Below are 17,085 nucleotides of genomic sequence, written 5' to 3' on the forward strand. Positions count from 1 at the left end.
TACTGCTCGGATTAGCTTCGTCGCCCTAGGTATCACTTTGTTGTGTCATTTTTATATGGAATATTTCCTTTATAATTCAATTGTAAAGATTAAATTGTATTATCCATAAAAAGCGCTTGTGATAAGCTTGCTTTTTTCTAGCAGGCAGCATTATTTGTTAATTACGTTAAGGATAACCCATGCGTTTGAGTGTCATCAGTACCCTGTTGACTGGTTTTTTATTATTCCCAAGTGCCAATAGTTTTGGTCTGTTATTAGAAACAGGTGCTGAACAAGAGCAAATCGGGCAAGGCAGTAGCTCTATTGCCGTTGAAAGCCAAACCGCATCTTCAGTATCGAAGGTGGCGGAGATCAAGACCTTAATCCAAACCGCAATAAAGGATTCGCCGCAGCCATTTAGTGGCAGTGTTATCCTGCTTGAGCAGGACAAGCCGCAGCTTGAACTGCAAAAGGGTGAAGGTATTAGTCAAGATTCGCGCTTTGTGATGGCATCACTTTCTAAACAAATCACCGCAACCTTGATATTGCAGGCACTCGATGCGGGGAAACTCGACTTAAACCTATCGCTTAATCATTATCTTTTTGGTGATGCTGAAGGGAATAATAAGGCGCTAAAAGGCCTGGATGCAGGTATAAATCCAAGTGCGGATGCACTTAATTCCAGTCGATATGACGCGCGGATTACGCTGCACCAACTGCTAACTCATACATCGGGTGTCGATAAACTGGGTAAGGCCAATCGATTCGAGCCGGGTAGCCAATTTGAATACTCCAACTTTGGTTATTCACTGCTTGGGCAAGTGCTTGAGAAGGTCAATCACCAATCCTTTGCCGAGCAAGTGGCGCAGTTTGCAACGCGATACCAGCTTAATGGCCTGAGTGCTGAGCTTGGCAGTATTGAGACTATTCGCGCCAAAGTGCCTTCACTCGCCGTAGGTTTACAGGAAAGCGAGGTGATTGCCCCTGCTGACTTAGTGCTTGATGAAGCTTTGTTACCTGCCGGGGGATTGATTGCTTCAGCGCCAGCTTATGCCGCCTTTCAGCATCTATTACATTCTGGCAAGTTGATGAGTGCAAAGAGTTATCAACGGATGACAACGGCGTATACCGAGATCCAATTCTTATGGCCGAATATGCGCTATGGCTATGGGGTGAGGATCAATAAGGACGATGGTCTCGTCGAATACAGTCATACGGGCTATTTATCTGGCTATATGTCGATGACACTACATTATCCCGAATTTAATTTGGATCTGGTGATGCTGGAAAATCTATCGCTAAATCTTAATGATCGCGCTCGAGTATTTGAACTGCATAATCAGATACGTCAAATCATTCGTAGCCAGTTACTGCTTATTAAAACATCACTTACACCAGTGATTTGACTAAACTGACTACTGACATAAGTGCCCTTATGCTGATATTAAGCACGGTACTTCGGTACTTAAAAGATTACTAAGATATAGTTTCTGCGGGAGATAATGGCTACTATCTCCCGCGTTAAGGGAATAAATATAATCTTTTACTACTTAATGTCGCCATATTTAATTGAATCACGACTATCTGTTTCATATATCATTTCATATTCATAGTTCAATGAGTCTAACAAGCTAATTATATAATCTTCGGATTTAATTCTTTCGTATCCAGGAAAATCTTGGTGGAAAATGATACTCAATAACCAGCTGCATTCTGGTTTTGATGGTGCGAAAGTATTTTCATCAAGATCTACATTGGGAAATAGTTTAATGAATGTGCCTGTCTCTTTATTTAGATTCCAATGGTAATGTTTTATCCTGAATGGTAAAAAACTCTCAAGCATAGTAGGGTTCTTAGCTGTAGATGTTTTTCTATCTATTAATGCTAGAAATTCTTTTAATTTATTATGAATTGTTTTTTCATCTTTACTTGTTGATTTTATACCAAATAGTACTTGATGTTTCATATGGTTGAATCTCCTCATTGAATAGATTTTATCGGCACTGGTGTCTTTTAAAGAGCCATTTTCTTTAGTTAAGGGTGTAAGTTTGTTAGCTAACAGAGAATTTAAACTCTATTTTAATGATTAACGCCCCTAAAAATGAGACGTTAATCTGTGACTTACAGTTACCAAAAGCGCTTTCTAAGTGCGGTCTCGATATCAATCTCAACCCTAAAGTACTGCAAAATCGTCCAAACTGAATCGACTAAGGCTTCGGTAAGCGCTGGATAATCATCCTCGATAATTCCGTTAATTTCTTCGACGGTTTCATCTATATATTCCTGAACACCTTCCTCAAATTCGGCCTTTGTCGCTTGATTGCGGAAAAAGCTAAAGTTGTCGAGCTTTTCTATCAATTGATCAATAAGGACTCTCACCGAATTGAGTTGCTCAACTGTGATCGTCGGATCGGTGGCGATCAGTTTAAAAAAGCTATGCACTTTGGTTTTGAGATCGAATAGCGTTGGGATTTTATCTCGATTTGCCGCCGCATTACTCACCTCTAATTTGGCTTGCTTGACGGGGGCAGGTGTCACATTCACCTCAGATGCTTGCGGATTGGCCGTCATAGGCTCGGCATTGCTCGAAGCTGTTACTGGTATTGCGCGATTATGGGCTATGGTTGTGGGGGCTGGCGGTATCTCGCGCCCCAGTGTTTGTAGCAGGCGGCGCTGGAAATAGCTTTGCGGCAGGGCTTTGCTAAGTGCTTGTTCAAGCTGAGTTTCACTGTAGGAGGCTATCTGCAGCAGCGCTTCGAAAATCTCTTTATATTCTTGCTCAATAGCCGCTATTAGCGGGCTATTGCCTAAGCTATTGGTCACGGTTAAGTCGGCGCCATATTGCTGCAAAAGTCTTAAGATCCGCACCGCCGTTGATTCAAAGCGGGGGAACTCGATTGAACTGCCGCCTATCACAGCGCAAAGGGCTGGGGTGGTGTCTTCGGCATTGATGGCATTTGGGTTGGCGCCATGTTCGAGTAGCGCCTCTACGCAGGACTGTGCGCCGTAGTAACTGGCGCACATTAATGGCGTAAATTGCTCATCCACCGAGAATTCTTCTAACTTTGCTCCATGGCGCAGTAATAGTTCTACGGTTTTTCGCCGCATAGGGCCGGTAATTTCATCCCACCAGTAGGTCGAAATCGCCTTGTGTAGAATGGGCGAATTATCGTGGCCACAATGGGTAAAAATATCCCCGCATTGGTGAATGAGCCATTCAAGTAGTTGGATTCGACAGGAGATGGCCGCCGCGGACACATAGTTAGTGTTGTAGATATTGGTGAGGCTTAAATCTAGCCCCTTGGTGAGCAGATATTCCATCACTTGGATAAGCGTTGCTTGATCTTCTTTCCCTGAACCACGCTGGCAGATAGTGAGTAAGGTTGGTTCATCCACCGCCCCAAATTTTTTATTGATATCCATACCATATTGCAGGAACAGATCGAAAAACTCGGGCAGAAAGGTTTTCTTTTCGACCATTGGATAAACCAATAGTCGTAAATTCGACCAGACTAACATCTCATAGGGTTTACCCGTATTCACAAATTCGGCATTTGGATTAGCGCCATATTTGAGCAACAGTTCAAGGGCTTGGTAGATGTAGCTCCGTTTATTCGGATCGGTAAATTGGGCATTATTAATATATTGGTTGAGTAAGGGTGAATGGTCGGCATCAGGCGGTGTCATCCTATAGATACGATTGATCTCGACGGTGGCCTTAATCAGTTTTTCGATAATCCTAAGGTCAAATTCTGAGGTCAATGCTGCATAGACCAAACTTTTAGCGTGGGAGTCGGCTTTGAGCTGCGGATAATGGTCTAACAGGTATTCAGTGTAGTCTTGCGCTTTGGCGTAAACGCATAGTTCGAGTAAATTGGCATCATCCCAGAAGCTGCTATCGTTGGCCATAATATAGCGTGACTTTTTAAATGCAGGGAAGCGTTTAACTAAGGGAGAAAATGTTTCTACTCCCCAAAATTCGCTCGAAGAAATAATGTTTTCAATCAGGCTTAATTTGCCAATGTCTAATGGGATATCTTTATTAATGATATGCAGGAACAGATCTTTATTGCGTTCATCATATAATATTTCTAGTGGATTATTTAATTCACCATTAGTCCAAAAGCTCACCGGTTTATTGATATCTAAGTCAGCTGCAAGTAGAAGGTCGATCATGTCTCTACGTTGATGGTCTTGATAGATATATTGCGGATTAGGATGAAATAGATAGTTGAGCCAGCAATTATTATATTGATTTTGAAAGTAAAGATTGGCACTGGAGTCTAGGTATAGGGTAACGAGTTCTGAGTTGTTATATTCAATAGCCGAATGCAAGGCACTGAAACCATTACATTCGATTTTAGCGCCTTTGCTGAGCAAGTATTTTATAAGCACTAAATCGGACTGAGGACTGCAAGATAGGGGAACTAATATATTGCAGGGCGAAATATTGAGATCAATAAAGTTGAGATCTCCACTATCGGCAAGAAATTGATCAACTTTCTTTATTTTAGCCGAGGTCGAAAGCGTGTTATCTAGGCATATTTCCCGAAGTGTGAGTTTCTTATCACTAAAAATCCAACTGAGCATAATGTTCCCTATTTAATGCCGTTAACAAAATGGTATCAAACGCCTTTCAATTTATTAAAAATTGAGTGAGGTGAAATTGCCATATTTTAATGCATTTAAGTTAAGAAAAACTATGCCCTAAGACTGATAATTAAAATGCTCCTGTTTGAATAACATTTTGTGATACAAATTGATAATGCCAAACAAGTTGCATGATGACATGTTTGGCATTGTTACTTTGATTGGAATTCTGCTTCATATCCTATTGATTAAGCTCTAGCAGCATCGGCATTTCGCAGGCGTCGTGGCCTGTGTTCCCTAGGGGAGCCGACAGATGTACAAAGCCTAATTTCTCATAGAGTTTTACGGCTTCATTTAGTACAGCGGTGGTTTCTAAATAGCAGCTTTGATAACCCGTTTCGCGGGCGAAATCGAGTGCCAGCAGCGCTAAACGTTTGGCTAAACCTTTACCGCGAATTTCGGGCATAAAGTACATTTTTTGCAGTTCACAAACACCCTCATTGTTGGCTAATGGCGCAATACCGGCGCCGCCTAAAATGCGGCCCTCTAATTCAATAATCCAATAGTTGGCGCCCGCTTGGGAGTAAATCTGGCTTAGGCAATCTAAGGTCGGGTCCGCCACGCTATAGCCTTTATCCGCGGTTAAGCCGTATTCGGCCGAAACATCGCGGATGACTTTGGCAATTGCGGCATCATCTTGGGCTGTGGCTTGGCGAATGTGGCAACCACTTTGCTGCTTGGCGTTATGTACGGCTTGGTTATATAACACAAGGGCCTCTTCGATTTGTGAAGTTTGCAATGGAGTCAGTTGGGCTAAGATCCCTTGGAATAATTGATTCTGCTGAGTATCCAATTTAACGAGTAACTTCTTACCCGCAGGTGTCAGTTGCACAACTAAGCAGCGACTGTCCCGTGGGTGCACCTGACTCTGGGCAAGATGTTTATCGATCAAATGTTTGATAGCGCGGCTCGCATTGGACTTATCTATGCTGAGTTTGCTTGCAAGCTCTTTGATGGTCAGGGGCTGCTTGCCTATCTCAAACAGGGCATGGGCTTGCACGGGCGAAAGGGGTAAATCCCCAAAGGCGGCGTTGAGCATGCCTAAATTTCTCACCAGATAGCGAGACAAATGCCTAAGTTGGGCGGATGAGCCTGACTCAGTCGTTTGCTTAGTTTGAGTCACAGGCTTCGCAGGATCTTGAGCCAATGGTGCGTCTGTTTGAGCCATAGTCGAATAGGTTTGGTTGCATGTCACAACTAAGTTAGCGGGCTTTAATTCCTCTTGCAACATATTACTAACAATCTACTGTGTAAATATCAGGATTCAATAATGGCGCCATGGCGAGAATAATCGCTTGGGTGTAATTACTTTCACGGGTCGCATGGCCGTGGGTGAGTAAACCTATGGCACCGCCTTTTTGCTTAATATTGATTGTATTGAACAACCTATCCATGACATCCCCGAGTTCTTCCCCCGCTTCTAATGCCCGATAAACTTGCATTGGTAAAGGTAAAATCGCACTGCGGCCAATGGCAAGCTGGTCTTTATGGCCAATCGCGATATAGGCGAATGTGGCAGGGCCAAAGTCGAAACAATCGACACCGCCTTCCATCGCAAAATAGTAATCGGCTTTAGTCTCTTGCGGGTCCTGCTGTTGACAATAGCGCACCCGATTGATCGCCCCTTGGCGAGTGTCGAGATCTGTCATTGGCTGCGCCGCAACACCAGAAGGGGCATCCATACCGCTGGCTTCTATGATGCTCTCAGGGAACAGCTGTGCTATGGCGTTAGTTGCCGCGTTGATTTTTACTGGGTTTTTAGAACCCACTTTTATCTTAATAATGTTTTGTTGCATATAAGTTATTTATTTTGGATTTTAATGTGGACGCTCGTTTGAATCATTGCTTAAATGGTCTGAGGTGTCTAAGCGTTTGGGTTTTCTATTCTGCCACAGTCGTCGGCGAAGCTCAGTAAAAAAGCCAACAGTAGGGGAGGCAATAGCCAGCCTTAGGGACTAGGAAGCGACATGCAACTATTGCTCCTTCAGTAATTTGGGCTGGAATAGGCAGTAAGGCTATGTCATTGAAGGAACCAAAACCAAGAGATAATAATAATGAAATTCAACAAACTCGTGATTGCTATGGGAATGGCCTGCGGTGTAATACTGACCGGCTGTAACGATAGCGAAGATAGCACTACGCCTACCGAACCTGAAACTCAACTGCAAGCTTTTGCCCCCAATGGTTTACTCAAAGCCAGTATTCGTCGTACGACCTACGGCGTGCCGCATATCCAAGCCGACAACTTAGAAAGTTTAGGTTTTGGTAGTGGTTATGCGCAGGCACAGGACAACTTATGTGTATTAGCCGATGGTTTTATCAAGGCGAACTCACAGCGTTCTATGTACTTTGGCCCCCATGCGTCGATTGACTTCACTACGGGTCAACCTACGGCGGAAGATAACGGTAACCTTATCTCAGATTTTGCCTATAAAGCGTTAAAGATCAGAGCGCAAGCCGAAGAAAAATGGCCGAAATTTAGTGAAAACTCTCGGGCACTTATCCAAGGTTTTGCCTCTGGTTATAACCAATATCTTGCTGATGTCGAAGCGGGCACACAAACGGCAGAACCTTTCTGTGGTGGTCAGCCTTGGGTGAAACCCATAGTGCCAGAAGATGTGGTGACTTATTTGTTTTCTATCGCCTTATTACCGGGCGCAGCTAACTTTCTCGATCTGATTTTTTACGCGAACCCAGGAGATGCACAGGAATACATGCCGCGTATCGTTGGGCCTGCGCCTAGCCAAGACCAAACTGCGTTTGTGGCCGATATGCAGTCTAAGTTGATTGCCCGCGCGGCTCGTATCACGACACCAGAGACCAATCCCCGCGATTTAGGTTCAAATGGTTGGGGTTTAGGGAAGGATAAAACCGAAAATGGTAAGGGCATGGTGCTAGGTAATCCGCATTTCCCGCATACGGGTAACCTGCGTTTTTGGCAATCCCATATTACGATCCCAGGGCATTTAGATATGATGGGCGGCTCGTTAGTGGGTATGCCTGGACCGATTAATATTGGTTTCAATAAAGATCTCGCTTGGACTCATACCTTCTCTACCGCTGAGCATTTTGTGATGTATAACCTTGAGTTAGTCTCAGGTGATCGGATGCAGTATTTGTTTGATGGTAAACCTATGCCTATCACCAAAGAGACAGTATCGGTTCTAGTGAATGCAGGTCCTGCGGGCATGCTGGTCGCCGAGAAAGATATTTATACTACGGCCAAAGGCCCTATGGTCGAAGCTCCTCCCGCTTTAGCGCCTTTTGGTTGGGATGATGGCAGTGCCTTTATGATCCAAGATGCCAATATGGGCACTATGGACCCTGTTGACCATTGGTTAGCCATGAACATGGCCACGAACAAAGAAGAGTTCCAACAGGCATTTAAGGACTACGATGGTGTCATCTTTAATAACACTATGTACGCCGATAAAGAGGGCAATGCTTTTTATATCGACGACTCAACTGTGCCAGGATTATCCGAATCTGCAGTCGTGTTGTTAAAAACCTCACCGGATATTAAAGCGGCTAAGGCAAAAGCCGGATTTACGATTTTACCCGGTAACACTTCGTTGTTTAGCTTCGATGGTCCTACGCCCTATGAACGTGCGCCCAAGCTTGAGCGCAGCGACTTTGTGCAAAACTCCAATGACTCCTTTTGGTCGACTAACTTGAATGAACCGCTGACTTACTTCTCGCCTATGTACGGCGCAGAGGCTGGACAGCTATCACTGCGGACACGGATGGGTTTGAGTTTAATGCAGGACGCCGCAGGGGCTGATGGCAAGTTCAGCTTGGAAGAACTCGAAGCGGCTGTGCTGTCGAATCGCAGTTATCTCGCCGAGTTAGTGCTGCCTGACTTGATTGCCCAGTGTGATGCCCAAGGCAGTACACCTGTGGTGGTGTCGGCGAGTTTATCTAAGGATGTCTCTTCGGCTTGTGCGGCATTAAAGGCGTGGAACGGTAAGCAAGATAACGACAGTAAAGGTGGTGCTTTACTACGTGAATTTGCCCATCTATTCAGCCAAACAACCATGTTGACCCAAGGATTCGATCCCGCTAATGCGGCAACGACACCTAAAACCTTGACTACGGATGGTAGTGCCTTAAAGGCCTTGGCTCATAGTGCGCTTAACCTTGAGGCCGCAGGTTTTGCCTTAGATGCGCCATTAGGGGATGTGCAATTTGTGGAGAAATCTCTGCCAGATGGAACGCCAAGTGGGTCGCGTTTACCTTGGCCGGGTAGCCATAATGCTGAAGGTGGATTCAACGTGTTTTCAACCAGTTTGTCGGGTGATGACACTTTGATCCCGCAGCACAAATACGCTGCTGTGATGGATGTAGTCACAGGCAAGGCGATGAGTTCTGGCTTAACGGCGAAAGGATACCAAGTGCGTTACGGGTCGAGTTGGATGATGGCGGTGAACTTTACCGATGAGGGGCCTGTGGCGCGGGGGATTTTAACTTACTCTGAGTCGAGTAATATCTTAATGCCTGCGTTTGCTGATCAAAGTATCTTGTACTCGAGTGCTAAAAGCTTCCGTCCTTTGTTGTTCAAAGAGGCTGACATAGCCCCAGCTGTAGTGTCGACAACTGAGCTGACACTACAAAAACCATAAGTTAGATTTTGCGCTTTAATCGTTAGCGGCTCACTTCGGAGTTGAATCCGGATGAGCCGTTTTTTATGCGTGTTTGCGACTGATAGCGATTTGTAAAAATTTAACATTAACGACTGTGATCTTGATCTACCTTAGACGTGAGTGTGCTGTGACGCGTCTTGTTTTGTTGATTTTTGTGACACATGTCCGGTTAGCTGTTTTTCTCGGCGCTTATGCAATGTCACTGGATTTGGCTTGAGGTGAATATCTTGTATTTTTAAGTGGCTTTTTATGTATATGTTTTGATGCTGTATTGAAAACTTATTACATTAAATCAGCGATCTAGATCTCAATATCAGTTTATTATGAAATTCCCTTACATAAAGCCGTGTCAGATCAACTTTTATGGGCTTTTTTTGGTTATCCTTAGCGCGAATTTATTATGCTAGTCACACCGTAAGGTAACTTTTATATGCAAAAAGATGCGACCAGTGTTCTTGGAACACCTCAAAGCACACAGAATCTAGATTCAACGAAACACTTACCTTGGACTCGCCAAGACACGACTTGGATGTTGAGTTTGTTCGGCACTGCCGTTGGCGCTGGAATTTTATTTTTACCTATCAATGCGGGCATGGGCGGCTTTTGGCCTCTTGTGTTAATGGCAGTGATCATTGGTCCTATGACCTATCTTGCCCACCGTGGCTTATCTCGTTTTGTTTGTTCATCAAGCATTCCTGGTAGCGACATTACTCAAGTAGTTGAAGAGCATTTTGGTGTTGGTGCGGGTAAAGCCATTACCGTACTGTATTTCTTTGCTATCTACCCGATTGTATTAATTTACGGTGTGGGTATTACCAACACTGTTGATAGCTTTATCGTCAATCAGTTAGGCATGGCATCGCCACCACGCTTCATTCTATCGGGTGTATTGATCCTCGGTATGATGGCTGTAATGGTCGCAGGTGAGAAATTCATGCTCAAAGTGACACAATTGCTGGTGTATCCGCTGGTGGGTATTTTGGCCTTTATGTCTATCTACCTGATCCCTGAATGGAAAATGGATGCTTTACTCGTTGTACCAGAAGCGGGTGCATTTTTAGGCACAGTTTGGTTAACGATTCCAGTTTTAGTGTTTGCCTTTAACCATTCTCCAGCGATTTCACAGTTTTCTGTGTCATTGAAACGTGACCATGGCGCGAATGCTTCTCGCAAAGCTGATGTTATTTTACGTAATACTTCCATGATGTTAGTGGGCTTTGTGATGTTGTTTGTGTTCTCTTGTGTGCTGTCATTATCGCCAGCACAATTGGCCGAAGCGAAAGCTCAGAATCTGCCGATTTTGTCTTATCTCGCCAACGTGCATTCAAGTGGTTTTGTGAGCTACTTTGGTCCATTAATCGCCTTTATCGCGATTGTGTCTTCTTTCTTTGGCCATTACATGGGCGCGACAGAAGGCATGAAGGGGATTATTGTTAAGCAGTTAGACACGAATAAAAAAGGTATTTCAGAGCAAAAAATCAACAAATTTATTCTGGTGTTTATGTTTGTGACGATTTGGGCCGTGGCAATCAAAAACCCAAGTATTTTGAATATGATTGAAGCTTTAGGTGGCCCAATTATCGCGGCTATCCTGTACTTGATGCCTATGTACGCTGTATACAAAGTGCCAGCATTAAAAGCACACCGTGGTCGCATCAGCAATATCTTCGTGGTTATAGCGGGTTTATTGGCAATGACGGCTATTCTGTTTGGCTTCTTTCGTTAAGTTTTAATCTTAGTAGGAACGCGGTTTGAATGTGAATCGTGAGTCGTAAAAAGAAAAGGATCGTGCCATTGGCCCGATCCTTTTTTATTACGTATAAGATTTGAATCGCTTATTTTTCTTCGTACATTAAGTAGTAACTCTGCTTCATCCCTAACGCTTGATAGGTCTGCTGTGCGGCGAGATTTTCTTGCTCGACATATAAACGGAAGCTTGCGGCACCACCATTGGCTTCGGCCAGTTGTTTGACTTCGCTGTAGAGTTTGGCATAGATGCCTTGGCGACGATTTTTCGGGCGAATATACACACTCTGGATCCAGTAATAATCCTTCGCACGCCAATCGCTCCATTCAAATGTCACCATGAGCGAGCCGACTAGCTCACCTGCGATTTCAGCGACCAGGTAAAACCCTTTTTGCGGGCTCTCAAGTAGCGTGCCCACACCTCGAGTCAGTGTCGCTTCATCTAAGGCTAGGCCTTCGGTTTCTTGGGCCATGGCCTGATTAAACTGCACTAAGGCGATTAGGTCTTGAGCCTTAGCTTTACGAATCAACATACTACAACTCCTAGGCGGTTATTTGGCAATACCGCTCTTGTTTAGTAAACAACATTTTGTGATTCACTCTATCATGGAACGACGAGGGATAACGAGTTTGGCAGTGGCAGGTTAGGCACTGATATTATTTATTGCTGTGGATATTTGTACGACTAAAGTCTTATCTGCTAGGCTTATCTCTAGTGTCCTTTCGCTGAACTAAGTGAGTTAATGATGGGATTTATTAAGTCTACTCGCCGCTATAAACTTAAGATTTTACCCGTCTATGATATTGCTGCTGATGAACAGATAAATCATCGTCTGCATTTTATTTTAACGCTTTTGAGCTTCGGTTTATGGGGTTTAGTTTGGTGGTGGTTGGTCTTAAAAGCTAACGGTAAGTCCGACTTTATTTTCAGTGGTTTTGATGACGATTATTGGAGTTATTTGATTGAGCGTGAGCAACCGCCTGCGTCGCTTTATCGTCAGCAAATAGCACCAAAAAAAGTCACAGAATATTTTGATGCTTAAGCAGGAAAACTAACATCTCAGCGGCCAATTTAACAAAGTTGGTTTGGTTAATATTACTGATTTTAAGGCGGTTTAGCTCAACGTGACCCAGATCATCCCTCGATTAAAACCCCTCTGCTAGACTCGGCGATTGTCCCATTTAGACTGAGAAACTAGCGCGTTAGTTTTGGTCTTTGCCCCATCATAGTTTCGAATTCAAGGTTATCAATATGACAAAACAAAAGTCGTCAGCATTAGGCCGTGTTTGGTCTCGCTGGATGTCAGTGCCGCTGTGGCTGCAAATTGTTATCGGTATGGTGCTAGGTATTTTAGTGGGCATCATCTTCGGCGAGCAAGCGACTCACTTAAAACCGATAGGCACCTTATTTGTTAATTCCATTAAGATGTTGATTGTGCCATTGGTGTTTTGCTCACTGATTGTGGGTGTCACTTCGATGCAGGATACGAACAAGATGGGGCGTATTGGTTTTAAATCTTTTGCGTTTTATCTCTTTACCACGGCTATCGCGATCACTATCGGTTTAATTGTCGGTTATGTTCTTCAACCCGGTGCAGGTTTAGGTTTGTCATTGGCAGATGGCACGGCTCAAACTGCCAAAGAAATACCTTCTTTAGTCGATACTTTGATCGACATAGTACCGACGAATCCTATTGCGGCTTTAGCAAGCGGGCAAATTTTGCAAGTTATAGTATTTGCGATTGTTTTAGGTATCGCCTTAGTGCTGATTGGCGAGCATGGAAAACCTGCAATTAAAGTGTTCGAAAGTTTAGCTGAGGCCATGTATAAAATGGCCGACATGGTGATGAAGCTCGCACCCTACGGTGTATTTGGTCTAATGGCTTGGGTAGCGGGGGAGTATGGGATTGATATGCTCTGGCCACTGATCAAAGTCATTATTGCTGTGTACCTTGGCTGTATTATTCATGTGATTGGATTCTATAGTTTTTTACTGCGCGGATTTGCGAAGTTAAGCCCGCTGCAGTTTTTTAAAGGGATTAGCAATGCCATGTTAGTGGCGTTTACCACGTCGAGCTCTGCGGGCACGCTTCCTGTGAGTATGAAGTGTGCGAGTGAAAATTTGGGGGTTCATAAGAAGATCTCTAGCTTCGTGTTACCGCTAGGCACCACAATCAATATGGATGGCACAGCGTTATACCAAGGGGTCACAGTGCTGTTTGTGGCACAGGCGTTTGGTATCGACCTGACTGTCGTCGATTATCTCACCATTATTTTAACGGCGACGTTGGCCTCTATTGGTACTGCGGGTGTGCCCGGTGCGGGTTTAGTGATGTTGACTTTAGTACTCACAACCGTAGGGCTTCCCTTAGAAGGGGTGGCATTGATTGCGGGAATTGACCGTATTTTAGATATGGTGCGTACTGTGGTAAACGTCTCCGGTGACTTAGTGGCGACGACTGTCATTGCAAAGTCTGAAGATGAGTTGGATATGGCGCATTATAATGCCGACATAGATCAAAGCGCCGTAATAGCCGAACAGAATATTGCCCTCGAAATTGCAGCGGCTAAGAGTGTCAAAGCATAGGGAGCTTTTATTGCTGGTTCGTTAACTAAAAAACCGCCATTGGCGGTTTTTTTATGCTGACAAGTTTTATGGTTACTTCATTTGGCTTAACACTAACACTGGCTTGTCGTCGCTGTTAAGTAAGGTAAGTCGGCCTTGCACTAATTTTGCTTTGGTAACTAATGGCATAGCTTGCATCACTTTGTGCTCTTGCTGCATTAGGGCATCCACGCAGGCTTTCATTGTGCTACCGGCAGGAGATAGCTTAAGCTCTTCGCCTTGCTGAGTATATTGACCGAAAAAGTTATTGCAGCTGTTGTTGCCATGTAATTTACCTTCGGCCTCAAAGGTGATTTGCGCTGGGCTGTAATCGATAGTCGGTTGGCCTTGGACCATTTCAATGTGCCAGCGGCCTTCTAATGGAATGGTATCATTTGGGGTGATATCGGCACTTTGGCAGGCGGTGATGCCTAAGAGTAATGCACCTAAGATGAATGTTTGTTTTAACATCGTTGCGGTTCCTTTTTCCATGATTATGGCCATAGTGTGACAAGTTTTTCGTAAGATCTAAAGGGGTTTATATGACAGGCTCATTTAAAAGTACTCTGAATTTGTTGAAGTTTTTACATTGGTTAGGTGTATTGATGCTAGTTTGTGGACTTGGGTTTTATATGTTGACGCAATGGAGTCTAGAGATAAGCGGCATGTTATTGATCTCAAGTCTGATTGGTTTAGGGTTGGTCTTAATGTCGCCCTATCCTGTGGTGCTGTTTATACAATGGGCGAAGCGCCAAGATGAGCATTCCAAGTAATTTTGTACTGCCTAATTAAGCCTAAATTTCATTAAATCAAAGCTCTGCCGAATCTGCGGCGGGATTATCGTACAAGCTTGAGTCAATGATGGGTTCTACTGGTGTGTCTGCGACTTGGGGTACCGGTGGGCGCATTGAATCGAGTTTACCCCGTGCGAGTTCTATCATAGGTGCAAGTTTGGCGCTGGATTCTGGGGTAAAAAAACTGTAACTCACATCGAGTTTTAGCTGATGGTTTTGTTGTTCTAGTTGTTTTTCCACCCGCTTCATAATATGTAGAACATCCCGTTCACCATCCACAAAAGCAAGTACCACAAATTGAGTGCTGTTGTAATGGGCGGCAACGTCAGCGGTTCTTATCGTATCTTGGATCAACTTGCCTAACAGCCTGTGGTGATTATCTTCGAGGGGGATGGGTGTGTTATCCGTGCTCAGTAATTCAAAGAAGATGATACCTGCATGGGCGCCAAAGCGGCGGCCTAAATTGAGCTGTCTTGGCGCCATCATCAAGAAGCCGTAATGGTTGAGCATGCCCGTTTCTTGATCGCGCATCGAAAGGGATTCAATTCTATGGTTCTGACACAGCAGAGATAATTCCTGTTGCAGTAAAATCTGAAACGGTTCGAGCATAGCGGCATTGGCTAGTGGCTCTGTTATATGCGGGTTGAGTACACACAGGGCACCAAATTGGCTACCATCCGGCCAAGCGATAGGACGTGAGAGAATATGCTGAATACCATCAAAATCCCGTGGTAAATCCTCTAACATAAAGCTGCCGAGGTTTTGATATAAACCGTCAGGTTGGCTGTTTTGTATCTGTTTGAAGAGTTCGAGTTCTGGTGGATATAAAGTGCCCGCGGTAAATTGCGGTGTTTCAGTGATTGCGCTGACAATGATCTCAAACCCGGCACTGATTTTTTGGAATATGAAAACCGTGTTGGCGTTGTAATAGCTTTTGATGAGCTCACATTGGTGCATCCAGCGTGTGAGATTGACTTGTTGATTATCGGTATCAAGTAAACTCAAGTTGGGATTAATGGTTTCTGGCAACATACAAACGCCTAACTATGGCTAAATATCCATTAAGTTTGGGAAATAAAAGGATATTTAGCAAATCAAAGCCCTAAATATTGCCTTGTTCTTGCTGTGCCTATTAACCCAACCGAGTATACTGGCGGGCTGAAATTGGGCCCAAAGCCGAAATAATGCTGTGAGAATACTGTGAAAATTAGACTAGCCTTACCTCAAGATGTTGATTTATTAGCGATGCTAGAGAAAAAACATCTTAATGATGAATTAGCTTCCGCCAGTATGGGGTTACAAGGGCAAGCTTTTTCCCACAGTGAATTGAGCGAATTAGTGCAGCACCATTGGGTCGTGGTGGCGCAGGTTGAGCAGCAGATCGTCGGTTACGTGATTGCAGGCCGTTGGGGATTTTTCGAACATTGGCCCATTTACCGCACTTTGTTGAATCGTTTGGGGCAACTCGATTGGGATGGACCTAAATTAACTAAGGTCAATTCTTGCCAATACGGGCCGATATGGGTGCAGCAAGCCTACCGTGGGCAAGGGATTTTCGAGGCATTAGTCCGTGAAATTCGTCGCCAAGTTGCTCCGCATTTTAGCTATATGTTGACCTTTATTGCTGAAGATAATGAACGTTCCTTTGCCGCTCACTCGGGTAAAGCGCACATGCAGGTTGTGGATTTTTTCACCGTTTCTGCAAGGGATTATTATTTAATGGCGGCAAAGACCCAAGCTTAGTTGTTCGACGATAAGAATTAAGGGTTAAATCTCTACTGATATCAATAACGGAGATAAATACATGCATGTGCAATTTGTTGAGTCATTATTAGCGACTTATGCCAAGGTCAATTTATCGGCTTGGGACAACTTGAGATTGGTCTTATCTGAGTGCGCTCACCATGGGTGTGAGGCGAGGGGATTTGAAGTCGAGTTTGTTTCCGATTCAGGGCAAGCGCAGCATTATTGGGTAGAAGTAGGGGATATTTGGCTCGATTGTGGCCGAACCAATGCCTATTCGGCGACGATAACGCGACTGACGGATCAGCTAGTCAGCCGCGCGAATACAAAAAAGGCGCTAGAGTGCGCCATTTTATCCCAAGAGCAGATTGGTTTACTTTGCATGCAAAACGCCCATTTCGATCATTGCTGAGTGTGTTAATTCAGTCCATTTCTCAATCGCTTTTTTGATCAATACTTCTTCATCAGAAAGATGCGCTGAGGGTCAGTGGTGACAGTGCCTATGATCTCAAACCCTTGTTTTTCATAAAACACAGGTGCTTGAATCGATAAGGTATCCACTTGAGCTACCAAGCAACCCCGCTGTTTCGCCTCAGCTTCGGCAAGTGCCATCAGTTTATGCCCAAGCCCAGTGCCTCTGGTTTGGTCATCAACCCAGACAACATTGATTAAGAAGTTTTTATAGATAGTCCGGCCACCCACACCACCAATCAACTTGCCATTTTCATCACGTGCTATGACAGTCAAAGGCACTGATTTCTCAGGTCCTAATAGCCCAGCATTAAATTGCCGAACGCCGTCTACCAGCGCATCCACAATCGCGGTATTTTCTTCACTAATAACTTCAAAGTTCATATCAAAAACTCTTTCTGGAATGTGATTACTTTATAAAACGTAAATGTTATTTCTGTTGTATTCAACTTTTGAT

The 17,085-nt window shown here is 44.2% G+C and carries 16 protein-coding genes; 8 read left to right on the plus strand and 8 right to left on the minus strand.

Features of this window, described 5'->3' with window-relative positions:
• Positions 1-179 precede the first annotated feature (179 nt).
• On the plus strand, positions 180-1,385 hold the full coding sequence (locus tag ACHA99_RS07130; RefSeq protein ID WP_393941898.1) for a serine hydrolase domain-containing protein: 1,206 nt from the start codon (positions 180-182) through the stop codon (positions 1,383-1,385).
• A 140-nt stretch (positions 1,386-1,525) separates the two neighbouring features.
• Here ACHA99_RS07130 and ACHA99_RS07135 read toward each other — a convergent pair whose 3' ends face one another.
• The 4 genes from ACHA99_RS07135 to yjjX form a co-directional block, all read right to left on the minus strand.
• Positions 1,526-1,945 carry a hypothetical protein gene (locus ACHA99_RS07135; protein ID WP_105250111.1) on the minus strand — a complete coding sequence of 140 codons (420 nt, stop codon included), beginning with the start codon at positions 1,943-1,945 and terminating at the stop codon, positions 1,526-1,528.
• A 161-nt stretch (positions 1,946-2,106) separates the two neighbouring features.
• On the minus strand, positions 2,107-4,569 hold the full coding sequence (locus ACHA99_RS07140; RefSeq protein ID WP_393941900.1) for an ankyrin repeat domain-containing protein: 2,463 nt from the start codon (positions 4,567-4,569) through the stop codon (positions 2,107-2,109).
• Positions 4,570-4,810: 241 nt separating this feature from the next.
• Positions 4,811-5,860 carry a GNAT family N-acetyltransferase gene (locus ACHA99_RS07145; RefSeq protein ID WP_393941902.1) on the minus strand — a complete coding sequence of 350 codons (1,050 nt, stop codon included), beginning with the start codon at positions 5,858-5,860 and terminating at the stop codon, positions 4,811-4,813.
• Positions 5,861-5,864: 4 nt separating this feature from the next.
• Complete coding sequence (yjjX, locus tag ACHA99_RS07150) at positions 5,865-6,425, minus strand: inosine/xanthosine triphosphatase (RefSeq protein WP_263192596.1); 561 nt, start codon at positions 6,423-6,425, stop codon at positions 5,865-5,867.
• A gap of 258 nt (positions 6,426-6,683) precedes the next feature.
• Here yjjX and ACHA99_RS07155 point away from each other — a divergent pair, with 258 nt between their 5' ends.
• Both ACHA99_RS07155 and ACHA99_RS07160 read left to right on the plus strand, forming a co-directional pair.
• On the plus strand, positions 6,684-9,248 hold the full coding sequence (locus tag ACHA99_RS07155) for an acylase (RefSeq protein ID WP_393941904.1): 2,565 nt from the start codon (positions 6,684-6,686) through the stop codon (positions 9,246-9,248).
• 451 nt (positions 9,249-9,699) lie between these two features.
• Positions 9,700-10,995: an aromatic amino acid transport family protein gene (locus tag ACHA99_RS07160; RefSeq protein WP_028761640.1), complete on the plus strand. Its 1,296-nt coding sequence runs from the start codon at positions 9,700-9,702 to the stop codon at positions 10,993-10,995.
• 109 nt (positions 10,996-11,104) lie between these two features.
• Here the strand turns inward: ACHA99_RS07160 and ACHA99_RS07165 are convergent, their stop codons facing one another.
• Entirely contained in the window at positions 11,105-11,548 is a 444-nt protein-coding gene (locus tag ACHA99_RS07165; RefSeq protein WP_105250107.1) for a GNAT family N-acetyltransferase, read from the minus strand.
• A gap of 213 nt (positions 11,549-11,761) precedes the next feature.
• Between ACHA99_RS07165 and ACHA99_RS07170 the strand changes: the two genes are divergently transcribed.
• Both ACHA99_RS07170 and ACHA99_RS07175 read left to right on the plus strand, forming a co-directional pair.
• On the plus strand, positions 11,762-12,058 hold the full coding sequence (locus ACHA99_RS07170) for a hypothetical protein (RefSeq protein ID WP_113939800.1): 297 nt from the start codon (positions 11,762-11,764) through the stop codon (positions 12,056-12,058).
• Between the two features lie 209 nt (positions 12,059-12,267).
• Complete coding sequence (locus ACHA99_RS07175; protein ID WP_028761637.1) at positions 12,268-13,602, plus strand: dicarboxylate/amino acid:cation symporter; 1,335 nt, start codon at positions 12,268-12,270, stop codon at positions 13,600-13,602.
• Between the two features lie 72 nt (positions 13,603-13,674).
• Here ACHA99_RS07175 and ACHA99_RS07180 read toward each other — a convergent pair whose 3' ends face one another.
• A complete protein-coding gene (locus ACHA99_RS07180) occupies positions 13,675-14,091 on the minus strand; it encodes an META domain-containing protein (protein ID WP_263196701.1) in 417 nt (138 codons plus the stop codon).
• Between the two features lie 71 nt (positions 14,092-14,162).
• Here ACHA99_RS07180 and ACHA99_RS07185 point away from each other — a divergent pair, with 71 nt between their 5' ends.
• A complete protein-coding gene (locus ACHA99_RS07185) occupies positions 14,163-14,393 on the plus strand; it encodes a hypothetical protein (RefSeq protein ID WP_028759411.1) in 231 nt (76 codons plus the stop codon).
• Positions 14,394-14,429: 36 nt separating this feature from the next.
• Here ACHA99_RS07185 and ACHA99_RS07190 read toward each other — a convergent pair whose 3' ends face one another.
• A complete protein-coding gene (locus ACHA99_RS07190) occupies positions 14,430-15,446 on the minus strand; it encodes a GGDEF domain-containing protein (RefSeq protein ID WP_393941908.1) in 1,017 nt (338 codons plus the stop codon).
• A 168-nt stretch (positions 15,447-15,614) separates the two neighbouring features.
• Between ACHA99_RS07190 and ACHA99_RS07195 the strand changes: the two genes are divergently transcribed.
• On the plus strand, positions 15,615-16,157 hold the full coding sequence (locus tag ACHA99_RS07195; protein ID WP_168824844.1) for a GNAT family N-acetyltransferase: 543 nt from the start codon (positions 15,615-15,617) through the stop codon (positions 16,155-16,157).
• Between the two features lie 61 nt (positions 16,158-16,218).
• Positions 16,219-16,569 carry a hypothetical protein gene (locus ACHA99_RS07200; RefSeq protein WP_393941910.1) on the plus strand — a complete coding sequence of 117 codons (351 nt, stop codon included), beginning with the start codon at positions 16,219-16,221 and terminating at the stop codon, positions 16,567-16,569.
• Between the two features lie 38 nt (positions 16,570-16,607).
• On the opposite strand, the gene ACHA99_RS07205 is transcribed toward ACHA99_RS07200, so the two are convergent.
• Positions 16,608-17,012: a GNAT family N-acetyltransferase gene (locus ACHA99_RS07205; protein ID WP_393941912.1), complete on the minus strand. Its 405-nt coding sequence runs from the start codon at positions 17,010-17,012 to the stop codon at positions 16,608-16,610.
• Positions 17,013-17,085 lie beyond the last annotated feature (73 nt).

This window comes from Shewanella sp. S23-S33, assembly GCF_043359565.1.
Classification (GTDB): domain Bacteria; phylum Pseudomonadota; class Gammaproteobacteria; order Enterobacterales; family Shewanellaceae; genus Shewanella; species Shewanella oncorhynchi.